10 protein-coding genes are annotated in these 12,431 nt (G+C 47.0%); 5 read left to right on the top strand and 5 right to left on the bottom strand.

Annotated elements, in window-relative coordinates; genetic code table 11:
• Positions 1–1,402, bottom strand: a 1,402-nt coding sequence (locus Q0257_RS07470) for a phosphoethanolamine transferase domain-containing protein (protein ID WP_298023521.1), incomplete at its 3' end; no start/stop codon positions are given.
• Between the two features lie 74 nt (positions 1,403–1,476).
• On the opposite strand from Q0257_RS07470, the gene Q0257_RS07465 reads away from it, so the two are divergent.
• The 5 genes from Q0257_RS07465 to Q0257_RS07445 all read left to right on the top strand — a co-directional run bounded on the left by Q0257_RS07465 (position 1,477) and on the right by Q0257_RS07445 (position 5,123).
• Positions 1,477–1,980 (top strand): PepSY domain-containing protein, encoded by a 504-nt coding sequence (locus tag Q0257_RS07465; protein ID WP_298023518.1) that lies wholly within the window; start codon positions 1,477–1,479, stop codon positions 1,978–1,980.
• A 13-nt stretch (positions 1,981–1,993) separates the two neighbouring features.
• Positions 1,994–2,623 (top strand): hypothetical protein, encoded by a 630-nt coding sequence (locus Q0257_RS07460; RefSeq protein WP_298023515.1) that lies wholly within the window; start codon positions 1,994–1,996, stop codon positions 2,621–2,623.
• 132 nt (positions 2,624–2,755) lie between these two features.
• The gene (locus Q0257_RS07455) at positions 2,756–3,418 is read left to right on the top strand and encodes a response regulator transcription factor (RefSeq protein WP_298023513.1); all 663 of its coding nucleotides are present in this window, start codon (positions 2,756–2,758) and stop codon (positions 3,416–3,418) included.
• Entirely contained in the window at positions 3,402–4,025 is a 624-nt protein-coding gene (locus Q0257_RS07450) for a hypothetical protein (RefSeq protein ID WP_298023509.1), read from the top strand. Before Q0257_RS07455 ends, Q0257_RS07450 begins: the two co-directional genes overlap by 17 nt.
• A gap of 21 nt (positions 4,026–4,046) precedes the next feature.
• Entirely contained in the window at positions 4,047–5,123 is a 1,077-nt protein-coding gene (locus tag Q0257_RS07445) for a HAMP domain-containing sensor histidine kinase (RefSeq protein WP_298023506.1), read from the top strand.
• Positions 5,124–5,989: 866 nt separating this feature from the next.
• Here the strand turns inward: Q0257_RS07445 and Q0257_RS07440 are convergent.
• From Q0257_RS07440 to Q0257_RS07425, 4 genes are all read right to left on the bottom strand, one after another.
• Positions 5,990–6,751: an EFR1 family ferrodoxin gene (locus Q0257_RS07440; RefSeq protein ID WP_298023503.1), complete on the bottom strand. Its 762-nt coding sequence runs from the start codon at positions 6,749–6,751 to the stop codon at positions 5,990–5,992.
• Positions 6,752–6,886: 135 nt separating this feature from the next.
• Positions 6,887–8,431 carry a flavocytochrome c gene (locus Q0257_RS07435; RefSeq protein ID WP_298023501.1) on the bottom strand — a complete coding sequence of 515 codons (1,545 nt, stop codon included), beginning with the start codon at positions 8,429–8,431 and terminating at the stop codon, positions 6,887–6,889.
• 458 nt (positions 8,432–8,889) lie between these two features.
• Positions 8,890–10,440 carry a flavocytochrome c gene (locus Q0257_RS07430; RefSeq protein WP_298023498.1) on the bottom strand — a complete coding sequence of 517 codons (1,551 nt, stop codon included), beginning with the start codon at positions 10,438–10,440 and terminating at the stop codon, positions 8,890–8,892.
• A 272-nt stretch (positions 10,441–10,712) separates the two neighbouring features.
• Positions 10,713–12,431: hypothetical protein (locus tag Q0257_RS07425; RefSeq protein WP_298023495.1), on the bottom strand; the 1,719-nt coding region annotated here is incomplete at its 5' end.

The raw sequence follows: 12,431 nt of genomic DNA, 5'->3' as shown, positions 1-12,431 counted from the left end.
TATATAAAATCGCGTTGTCGTAGGCGTTTGAAATTTCTTGCTGTGAGCAGTTTTCAAGCTCGTTATCGCGACAAACGGGGCTAAATTTTTCAAATTCTTTCTTATAGCGCTTGAAATACGCAGGCCCGTGATTGCCCATCTGATGCAGCACGATTAATACATCTTTGCCCGCGTTTTCGGCGATAAATTTATCAAGCCCTGCAAGCATCCCCTCATCCCTACACTCCACATCGCAGATCGGATTATTTTGCGGAATTTTAAAATCCTGATATTTTACGCGCAGCGCCACACCCTTGGAATCGGAATTGTTATCGCGCCACAAAATCGCCATGTCATCAGCGCGGTTTAGTATGTCTAATACGTTTTGCTCCTCCGCAGCCTTTTCTACGCTAAATTCCTCGCGATTTAGCAGCGAAAACATGCACGGCACGCTTTGCGCCGTCGAAGTGCCGCAAGAATGGGTATTGCTTAGGCTTACAACACCCTGCTCTTTGGCTAGTAGCGGATTAGTATCTCGCTCGTAGCCGTTTAGCGAAAATCTATCCGCTCTCGCCGCTTCGCCCACGACTACGACGACGAGCTTTTTTGAGCTTGTGGAATTTTTATCAATATGTGCGTCCGCAGCGATTTGCATCAGAGGCTGCGAGCCCTGCTTTTTAGATTTTGCAGCAAATTTAACGCTGCTATAGATCCAATATCCGGGATTTGCGTAGCTGCGTAAAATTTTATGCTCTCTGAAAAACGACGCGTAGTATTTGCTAAATCCGAAAAGCAGCGCCGCAATGATTATTATGCAAATGCCCGCTGTTTTGAGCTTAGCTAAAATTTCAAATTTAAGCGGACGGTAGCTAACGTGCGAGCGAGCAATCAGCACGCAGGGCAAGACGCCCAGCACCAGCACGTAAATCGCTAGTCTCGGGCTAAAAAGATCCGCCGACTCGGCAAAGTTCGTCTGGGCTGTGTTGCGGATCATCTCCGAATCGATTACGACGTTATAGTTATCCATGAAATACGCCGTAAACGACGAAATAAAAAAGCATATCATCAAAATCGGCTTGGTCGTATAACGCGAGCTAAAAATCGTAAAAAATAGCGTCAAAAAAGCAATCAAAGCCGCCGCGTCGCAGACAAGATAGATAAAATTTAGCCCCGAGATTCCGTAGGCGTTTATGATATTTTTAAAAAACGAGAAGTTAAAAAATGCCACAAAAGCAAGCGAGCTTAGAAAAATAAGCTTCTGCTGCGACGGATTTTTAAAAAAGCTAAGCACAAGCGTTCCTTGAGATAAAATTTCAAGTTGAAATTTTACGGCGTTTTGGTAAATGCTCGGAAATTCCGCGCTTCGTATCTCACAAATCGCAGCAAAATTTTTGTGAAATTTTAAAATTCCGCGCGTATTCATCTTAGCTTCATCTTGGAATTTTAAAATTGCGCCATCCAAAATAAAATTTGGAAATAAAATCAAAAGGATTAAAGATGAAAAATCTTAAAGCTTTAGGCGCGCTCGCCGCTACATTCGCCCTTGTAGGCGCATTAAACGCAGGAAACTTTAGCGAAAAAGATGCTAAAGTTTCATTCGATCAAGCGATAGGGATCGCACAGCAAAACTTTGGTGACGCGACTATAAAAAGCGTAGAAATCGACGATGAGCACGGAAGGCTCGTCTATGAGATCGAGTCATATAAAGAAGGTAGCGAAAACGAGATCAAAATCGACGCTCAAAGCGGCGAAATTTTAAAGACTCAAACGCAAAAGAAGCTAAAGCCTAGTAAAATTGATTATTCGCAGGTCAAAATCAGTGCCGCAGACGCTCGCGCCAAAGCACTTAGCGTAAACGCCGGCTGGGATTTTCGCGAGGTTGATTTAAAAAGTAACGGCGGTAAGCCTGCATACGAAGTCAAACTGCGCCAAGGCATGAGCAAAAAAGAGGTGCTAATCGACGCTGCTACGGGCGAGCAGATCTTGCAGCGTCAAAAATAAGCAAAGGCGTGAGATGAAAAATCAAAGCTTAAAGGGTGGAGCAGATAACTCCGCCCAAACTAACGAGGCTTTGGATGCTAGGGATTTTAGCTTAAACAAAAACGCTGACTATGGCGTCCAAAATGCAGACGCGGCTAAAAATTTAGATGAAAATGCGCAGGATTTTTCGGCAAATTTAGCAAGCGAAACAAGCGAGCGGAATCTCGCGCCCTGCGAGCAAAATTCTAAAGATTTTTCCAGCGTGGAATGTTGCGAAAATCAAAAAATTTCTGCGGATGCGAAAGATTATAAGGACGAGCGGAATTCTTCGCAGACGCAAGACTTATCAAGTGCGCAAAATTTCGCTAGCGAGCAAAATTTCGCCGATACGCAAAATTTTTCAGATACAAGTAATTTAGCAAGCGCGCGAGATTCTGCCAGTGCAGCAAGCTGCGCGGAGGTTTGTAATTCTTGCAAGCCAGTGCTTTGCAGCCGCTGCAAACGCGAAATCGCTAAGCAAAATTTCAAGCTTGGCTGCGTAGGATTTGGGCTTTTTGCGCTAAATATCGCAGCAGGCGCGCTAAATTTTTTAGGGCGGTTAGGAAGCGTAGCGGATAAAAAGGCAAGCGAGATTAGAGCTAGACAAAAGGCGCCTGCGAATTAGCGCAGCTCCCAACGCTACTGAAATTTAGCGGTGCGTAAAATGAGCGGGTTTACACATCCAAGGCGCCGCAAAATTTATGCGTTTTTTGGCTAAAATGGCGGATTAGAATTAGCAAAATTTTAAAGGAACGCTTTGAAAATTTTACTTGTCGAGGATGAAAAAGATCTAAATCAAATCATCGCAAAATTTCTGAAAAAGGACGGCTACAGCGTAGATTGCGCCTTTTGCGGCAAGGAAGCGCTAGAGTTTTTGGATGTCGCAAAATATGACGCTATCGTGCTTGATGCGATGATGCCCGTGATGGACGGCTTTGAGTTTTTGAAGGCGGCGCGGGCGCGCAGACTGGGAACGCCGGTTTTATTTTTAACTGCGCGGGACGCCAAAGAAGATATCATCGCAGGGCTTGATCTGGGCGCAGACGATTATATGGTTAAGCCCTTTGATTTTCGTGAGCTTTTGGCGCGGCTTCGCGCAATTATCAGGCGTAAAAACGCTACTGCGGATAACGAAATTATCATAAGGCAAGTGCGCCTAAATCTAAGTAAAAAATCGGTCGTCTGCGCGGGCGAGGTAGTGGAGCTAACGGGTAAGGAATATAGAATTTTAGAGCTTTTGATGCTAAATCGCGGTGCGATTTTAAGCCGCGAACAAATCGGCGAGAGCATTTGGGATTTTAGCGACGAAACAAGCTCAAATGTTATCGATGTTTTAATCAAAAATATCCGCAAAAAGCTAGGCGAGCACGGCGATATAATAGAAACGAAGCGAGGGCTTGGCTATGTCGTGGCAAGATAGCAAGATTTGGATTAAAATTTCAGCGATTGCGAAGCAGATTTTTGCCGCTACGGCGCTTTTCATATTAAAATTCGTGCGAAATTTTAAACATAATTTTACGCATAATTTTGCGTGTTTAAAGAAAAGCCGCAAGAAAAATCCCACGCAAAATATCGAGTTAAACCGGGCTCTAAATTCTACTCAAAGCCAGGCGTCAAATTTTAAACGGAATTCCACGCAAAATCTGGCATCAAATTCCGCGCCGAATTTTGCTGCTACAAGCGCAACGCCTGATCTAGCGCAAAATTCTAATAGCGTCCTCGCGCAAAGTCAAGGACAAAATTTCGCATCTAAAATCACAATACAAAATTTTGCTCAAGTATTATCTAGAGTATTTACAACGGCTAAGGAGAATTTTAGCTCACGCGCGCTACCTATCAGCCTGCGCGTGACGCTTTATTATAGCGTATTTATTTTGGCGCTTGCAGGCGCTATTATCGGCATTTGCGGCTATATTTTAGACGAAGTATCAGGAAGCTCCGTCAGCCAAAAAAAGCTTGCCCACCTAGTGCAAAAAGCTGCGCGCGATGACAAGCTAAAAAGCTTTGATGACGGTGTATTTTTCTAAGAGCATGACGGACAAGGCGGCGTGATCGCAGGGTTTGTGCCTAAAGGCTTCGATCCTGCGCTGCCGCTCTCGCCTCAAGGCGCGCGCGAGGTGGAGCTTGACGACGATGAGTTTTTCTATTACGACGCGCAGATCAAAGGGCGCAGCGCATGGATACGCGGCGTCATCGCAGTTAGCGAGTTTGAGCTTGCGATGAAGCGCGTGATGCTAATCGCTCTTATCCTATCGCCGCTATTTGTGGCGCTCATCATCTACGGCGGCTACGCAATCATAAAAAGAGCGTTTAAGCCCGTGCGCACTATGTCGCGTACAGCTAGCGAGATCGGAGCTAGCGGCGATTTTACGCGGCGAATAGAACTACCGCGAGGCAAGGATGAGCTAAGCGCGCTCGCAGCTACGTTTAATGAAATGCTAGCATCGCTGCAAAGCGCGTTTGAGCGCGAGCGGCAGCTAAGCGCCGATCTTTCGCATGAGCTGCGTACGCCCGCTGCCGTCATACTGGCTCAAAGCGACTACGCCCTAGCCTACGAGCAAGACGCGAGCGAGGCGAAGGAGAGTTTCGCGGTCATCAACAATCAAGCGCGTAAAATTTCGGCGTTAATAGAGCAGATTTTAGAGCTTGCTCGCTTGCAGCGTAGCGTGTGTTTGGCACCCGTAAGCTTAAGCAAAATCGCAAGCGAGTGTGCGCAAGACTTTCAACTTTTGTGCGCACAAAAAGGGCTAAGCTTTAGCTCGCAGATAGCCGAGGGCGTGCGCGTAAACGGCGATGAGCTGCTTTTGATCAGGCTGATTAACAATCTTTTAAGCAATGCTTTAAAATTTACGCGCAGCAGCGTCGCTTTAGAGCTTTGCGTCAGTGCAGACGCGTACGAACTTAGCATAAGCGACGATGGAGAGGGCATTGAGCCTGCTTTGCAAACTAAAATTTGGGACAAGCTCTATCAAATAGAGCGTTCCAGAAATCGCGAGCAAAATAGCGGCGCAGGACTCGGGCTAGCCATCGCCTCACAAATCGCAAAGATCCATAATGCGCAGGTTTCACTACGTAGCGAAGTAGGACGCGGAAGCAAATTTAGCGTAAATTTTAAGAAGGTTTAGGCGGTTTTGTGGGCTTGGTGGCATAAAGAAATGCTGGGCGGCGAAATTCTTAAAATTTTATCGCCTATCGTTGCTTAAAATTTAACGACTATAGCAGTATATAGGGGCGATGGTGTAATTTTAAAATTAGACCGGCGTCGCCAATAATATCGGATGATTTTTGCGATAGTCGTGCGCTTTTTAAATTTAAATGGGTCAAATTTTAAAATTTAGTTTTACCGCGAAATTCCGCGGCGAATTAATAAGACAAGGCGCGGCATTTTGCCCTTAGGCGAAGTGATAAGGCAAGCGCTTTAGAGCTTAAGTGGGCCGGCGCGGGTAATTTAAGAATTTTGAGGTATGCGGCAAAATAAGCCTTCGCTGAAATTTCACGGCGCAGTATTGCAGGATAAACCTTTGCTAAAATTCTAAGACGCCACATTCGGCTATAGAGAATTTAAATTTAGGAGCATCTAGCGACCGAGTAAAATTTAAATACGGAGCAAAAAAGACGGACTTGAGATTTAAGGTCGCCTACATAAGCGAAATTTTGTATTTTTGCCCGCTTCGTCCTCGTAGCTTACGGCGATATAATCAAAACCATTTGCCTTACCTCGCCCCATGAGGCAGCCCCGCCGTTTATTAGTATGACCCTACCGCGCTCGTCGGTCTCGTATTCTTTTGTCGTAGTGATTGCTGTAGCCAAATTTTACGAGGATCTTGCACGGCGGCAGGTTAAATTTCACTAGCTCGCAGCGGGCTACTTTTTTGCGCCATATTCGTCGCAGAACATCGCGCTTTAGCCGTGCGAAGCGCTGTTAAAAAGTAAAATTTCCTCGCCCGTTGTTACGCATTTTATTGCGAACTTGCGAGGCATGAGCTCGTCCTCATAAGTCCGCAGGGATGGAATTTTCTAAATTTTTCGCCCTGCCTAGGATCGTAATCGCTCTGCGCTCGCATATATTTACGCACCTGTAGCAAAGCGTGCACTCATCGCCGAATTGCGCCTTTTTGCAAGCGAGCTTTATGTTTCGCATCGGGCAGGGTTTGACGCAAGCCCCGCATCCGCTGCATCGCGATGGATCAAGGCTCGGCTTGCGCTTAGCAAAGGGGCCTTTATCCCAAATTTTCATCCAAAGTCGCTGCCCTAAAAGCCCTGCGATACGACAGAGCGCGCCTAGCCCCTCTTGCGGCGGATGATTTGCGCTAAGCGCCTCCGCAACGCGTCTGACTTTAGCGTCCGCCTCTTTGATTATGCGCTCGTTTTTCGCTCGCGAGTAGCCAAAAATCGCCACGTCGAGGATGAACGCGGGCATTTTGATATGAGCGCCGCCCGTTATGTTTGCACCGAATTGTTTTAAAACTCTAGCCGCGCACCCTGCCCCGTCGCCGCTGAAAATCTCCATCGTAGCGAGGATGAATACGTTTTTGCCGCTAAAGCTCGCGCCGTTTCGGTAGAGGAAGTCGCGCACGATACGCGGCAGGTCGCTAAAATAGACGGGATATGCCAAGATAACGTCATTGTGGTGCTTTAAAAGCTCATTGCAAGCCTTGCTCTCGATCGAGACGCAAACGCCGCCAAGATGAGCGATGAGCCTATCTGCGCAATGCTTCGTGTTGCCCGTGGCGCTAAAATAGATCGCTATCATGCCCGCCCCCCAAACTATGCGAATTTCGGTGAAATTTAACCCTTATCGAACGAATAGAATTTTACGTTTCTTTTGCGTAAAATTTTAAAATTTAGACGCGACAGCGAAATTTAAATATGCCGTCGCACCCTAAATTCAGATATTTTCTGCCGCCACCATGCCAAAAACCATACAATCAGCCATGCTCATAGTACCGAGCCTACTTGCGCCGTGAACGCCACCGGTGATTTCGCCCGCTGCATATAGCCCTGCGATCGGCTCGCCGCTAGCCGCGTCAATAACCTGGGCTTTGGTATTGATCTGCACGCCGCCCATGCAGTAAAGAATTTTTGGGCTTGTTTGGCACGCATAAAATGGAGCTTTTGATACGTCGATACCGCCTACATCGGCTTTTGTCAAAGGCTTGCCAAACTCCGGGTCACTTCCTGCTTTGACATAGCCGTTAAAATCCGCGACGGTTTTTAAAAACGGCTCCAGCGGAATTTTATAAAATTTTGCAAGCTCTTCCAAGGTATTAAATTTTTTGATTGAGCCTGCTTCTACACCTTTTGACGTATAGACCGGATTATTTGCATCAACTGCGGCTTGATCGCAGATATTTACGGGATAGTTGTCGTTATTTTCGCTCTCCGCCATACATTTAAAGATCGCTTCGGTTTTGATCTTGCGCCCGGCGTGCTCGTTCATAAAGCGTTTGCCCGTCTTTGGATCGACAGTTAGACCATAGTCGTTAGCGCAGTGATTTGAAAATAGCGCAGAAGTACCAAATCCCTTCTCGCTAGGATTGGTATAAGGATTTAGTTGAATCCAGCTGAGTTGCAAAGGATTCGCACCTAGCTTCATCGCCGCGATAAGCGCACCTGCGGTAGCGCCTGGTTGGCTTACGGTTTCGATATTGTCTTTTAGATACGGCACCTGCTGCGCGCGAAACCACTTATCCGAGCTGTATCCGCCCGCAGCCAAAATGACGCCATCTTTGGCTTTAAAAAATTTTACTTCGCCGCTTTTGTTTTCCCTATCGTCGCTAGCAAGCTGCGGATCGAACTTATATTCTTCGCGACACTTTACGCCTACGACGCGACCGCTGTCGTCCACGACAAAATCATCAAATTTAGTACGCTTCTTAATTACAGCATTTGCATTTTCCTCGATCGCCTTATGCATCGGCTGGATGTAGCCCGAGCCGCTAGCATTTTTGGCCTGTACGGCGCGCTTTAGCGAGTGTCCGCTAGCAGATATCACCTTGCCCGAAAACTCCACTCCGATGCTTTTTAGGTATTCAAAAGCGTCGCCTGCGCGGTCGTAGATGACGCCTAGCAAATCTACGTGATTTAAATTTAGCCCGTCTTTTAGGCAGTCTGCGATGAAGGCTTCCTTGCTATCCGTGATGTCTGCGGCTTTTTGGAATTCGTTATTTGGCACCGCCATATTGCCGGCGTTAATGACGGAATTGCCGCCCGCACGGCCCATCTTTTCGATCATAAGCACTTTTTTGCCGCGCTTAAGAGCCTGAAGTGTCGCCATCGAGCCTGCAAAACCGCTACCGATAACAACAACATCGTATTCTTCGTCAAATTTTACGTCTTTGGCGTTTTGCGTTGCACTCGCACTGCTTGCAGCTAAAGCCAGAGCTCCCGCCGCGCCGATTTTCATAAAATTTCGTCTTGAAATTTCTTGCATTTTTTGCTCCTTGCGTTGAAATTTTATAGATTATACACCCACGTAGCGAAATTTAAAATTTAACGTAAAGACTTAGTGATAGAATTTTAAAAATTTAGAAAAGAAAATTTTAAAAGCGCAAATTTAAAGCGAATAAATTCCGCTCCGCTAGCCGAAGGCTAGGCGTAAATTTTAAAATTTACGGCGCACGGATTTGCTCGCCGCCTGTGCGAAATTTTGCCGCCGCTATAAAATTTTAAAGTGCGCGGTATTCAAATTTAAAAGACGCGCCGTAGAATTTTAAGTGCTTTAAATTTTAAAATGCTTTGAAATGCTGCGGCACGCTTTGCGGCTCTATCTTGAAATTTTAAAGACTCGCACAGTATTTCGGCGCAAAGCACGCACCGCTACTTCGCGCCGAAATTTAATAAAGCGCGCGTTTGCAACCACTTCGCGCCGAAATTTCGCGGGCGCTAAATTTAAGCCCCGATTGTTTCGCCTGCGATCATCCCAAAAACCATACAATCAAGGATCGCGTAGGTTCCGAGCCTACTCGCGCCGTGCACGCCGCCGGTTACCTCGCCCGCAGCCCAGAGCCCGGGGATCGGCTCGTGAGTAAGGCTAGAGATGACTTGAGCTTTGGTATTGATCTCAAGTCCGCCCATCGTGTGGTGCACTTTCGGCATCGTGCGGCTTGCGTAAAACGGCGGTTTGGAAACGTCGATGCCGTCTAGCTTATCGACCACTTTGCCGAATTCGGGGTCTTTGCCCGCTTTGACGTAAGAGTTATAATCCGCGACGGTCTTTAAAAACGGCTCCAGCGGCAGATTGTAAGCCTTCGCAAGCTCCTCTAGCGTGTCAAATTTCTTCACGACGCCCGCTTCCAGCGGCCTTGATGTATAGACTGGGTTACGCGCGGCGACGGCTTGAGAGTCGCAGACGTTTACCGGATAGTTGTCGTTTTTCTCGCTTTCGCCGATAACCTTAAAGCAAGCATCCGCCTTGATCTTTCGCCCTGCGTGCTCATCCATAAAGCGCTTGCCCGTCTTTGGATCGACGGTTAGACCGTAGGTGTTGCAGCAGTGGTTGGTAAAATTTACCGCAGCGCCGAAGCCCTTTTCGTCGGGCGAGCAATACGGAAGGAACTGAATCCACGACGTTAGAAGAGTAAAAGCGCCGATTCTATTTGCCGCAAGCATCGCTCCTGCCGAGCTTCCAGGGTGGTTGGTGCTGTCTATGCTAGGTACTACGCGCGGATCTTGGATCTGGCGGTACCATAGATCGCGTCCGTATCCGCCCGAGGCTAGTAAAACGCCGTCTTTGGCTTTGTAACTCTTTTTCTCGCCGCTTTTATTTTCCAAATCGTCGCTAAAGAGCTTCGGATCAAATTTATACTCCTCGCGCGCTTCTACGCCCACGACGCGGCCGCTGTCGTCTACGATAAAATCGTCAAATTTCGTGCGGGTCTTGATCGTGACGTTGGAATCGTTTTGAAGCTTGTTCATCATCGGTTGGATGTAGCCCGAGCCCGAGCCGTTGGTTGATTGCAAGCTTCTTGCGACGCTGTGGCCGCTCTCAAAGATCAGCTTGTCGCTAAATTCCGCTCCGCAGCTAGTTAAAAGATCCACGGCGTCGTTGCTGCGATCGAACATCACGCCCAAAAGATCGGTATGATTGAGCCCGAGCCCGTCTTTTACGGCATCGGCGATAAAAAGCTCTTTGCTATCTTTAATGCCTTGTGCGACTTGAAATTTATTCATCGGAGCAGCCATGTTTCCGCCGTTGATGACGGAATTTCCGCCCGCGCGACCCATCTTTTCAAGCACTAGCACCTTTTTGCCGCGTCCGCTGGCTTTAATCGCCGCGGCAAGTCCCGCAAAACCGGTGCCGATGATGACGATGTCGTATTCCTCGTCAAATTTGACATCCTTGGCGTTTTGTGCCGCGCACGCGCTACTAGCTCCCAGCGCAAGCGCCCCCGCACCCACTGCGCTAATCTTTAAAAAACTACGTCTTGATACGTCTTGCATTTGCAACTCCTTTAATTAAAAGTGTATATTTAAAAGAAATGATAACTCGAATTTAAAGGTAAGTCAAATAGAACGACGCTATGAATGGATAGTAAAAAGCTATGAAATTTAGGGATTAATATAAAATTTTGAAATTCGGCGGGCGAGCGGAATTAAAATTTTAAAATTTTATCAGGCGCTCGTTTGCAAAATGCTTGTGAACGCAAAAGCGCACTCGGCGCGAAAATTGTAATTAATGCAAAATCCGCGCCGAGCCTTAAAATCGCTACGCCTTAGCGAGCGACTTTAAATTTAAGCGTTTGTAGATCGTAATTATTTACTCGCTCGTATTGCATATCCTCGATGGAGATCGCAGGAAGCGCGCACGAGCCCGACATAATCACGTTTATCGGCGTGTAGATGATGCCGGTACTATTATATCCCTCTTGCGGATCGTAGTAAAAATAACCGCTTTTCGGGAAGTGAAGCACTCGATCATACAGATACTCCGTATGCTCGATCGCTACGCTATCTACAAAGCCCTCCGGGCGAGCCTGTGCGGCCGAGCCTAGGCGCTCATTGACCGCCTCAAAGCAGCTAGGCATTGCCTCGTCGATCGCGAAATTATAAAGATAATGATTAGCTCGCCAACTGATCTTAGAGTAAATTTTCTGCCCTACTTTGAGTTTGTTTAGATCGACGATGTTGCCGCGAGCATCAAGAAACTCGCGATAAATTTCAACCTTCTTATCTCGGTCGTTATCAAACGGTCTATTTATGCTAAGCGGATTGTGTTTGACCGCAGCGCTTTCATATCCAAATCCCAGCACCGTAAAAAACAGCTCGCCATTGCCGCTCATCGGCGTAAATTCTATCGCGCCGTCTTTAACCGCGAGCTTGGTATCCAGCGGCGAATTGAAATTTTTCGCCTCGCCGTCGTATTTCAAAGCAAAGCTAATATCTTTTTTCGAATCCTTAAAATACTCATCAAATCCGCGTATGACGCTCGCTCGCTCCTGCGTGTTGTTTATATTTTTTAGATCGCGAATGATCGCATCGACCGTGCGAGCTGTGTTATCATCTTTGATGCCAGCCTTGCCGAATGCGTAGAGCTTAAAGGCGGCGTCTCTTATGTCGCTGGCAAACGTCAAGCCCGCTCCGTCTTCGGCGTAGTCATAATCCATTTGGTTTATTTTTTCACGCATGAAGTTAAACTCGGTCGTCATATTGTGCTTTTTAAGTATCGCAGCCATAGCGATGCGAGCCATCGGCGAGTTGTCATAAAGGCCGTTGTCGTAAATGAAATTTATCTCATCGTCATCGAGCTTGCCGTATTGATCTAGCACGAAATCCGCATATACTCGAAGCGTCGCTTGATCTTCGTAGTCTGATTTTAAGGCGCTAAATATCAGCGATCTTTGCTTATTGCTAAGGAATTTATAGCGCGCGTCAAGCTCTAGTAAAACGTCGCTTGCGTAAATCGAAGCGTAGTAATTAGTAACGCCGTGAGCACTCCAGTAGCCGAAACTGCCGCTAGGTTTGAGGCGAGATAAAATTCTACTTGCATACTCGTTTACGCGGTTGGTTAAGGTTTTATTGGAGTCTTTGCGTGCGACATAATCAACCGCTACCATCTTTGAAGTAAGCTGCTCGGTGCAGCCGTAAGGATAGAGATATAGCTCGTCCGCTAGGCTAAAAGCATTAGGCGTAGCGCTGATGTGAGTATAAATTTCTTTATAGCTCGGATCGATTTTTAGAGTTACCGGCTTATCGCCATAGCTTACGTGAAATAGCTTCGAGCGCGGGAACTGGCTGATTATGTCAAATTCCACATCGTTGCTAAATTTTTGCCCGTTTGCGTCAAGATCAAATTTAATGTTCGCATCCGCAATATCAAGTGCGCTCGCGGTGAAGTTCGTATGCTTGACCTCAAGCGGTTTGAGCGTGAAATTTGCCTCACTGCCGCTTATAGCGACCGAAGGAGATGAGCTGATTTTTAAGACCGCCTTTTG

This window comes from uncultured Campylobacter sp., assembly GCF_938018035.1.
GTDB lineage: Bacteria > Campylobacterota > Campylobacteria > Campylobacterales > Campylobacteraceae > Campylobacter_B.
This window is presented reverse-complemented; position numbering and strand designations above follow the sequence as displayed.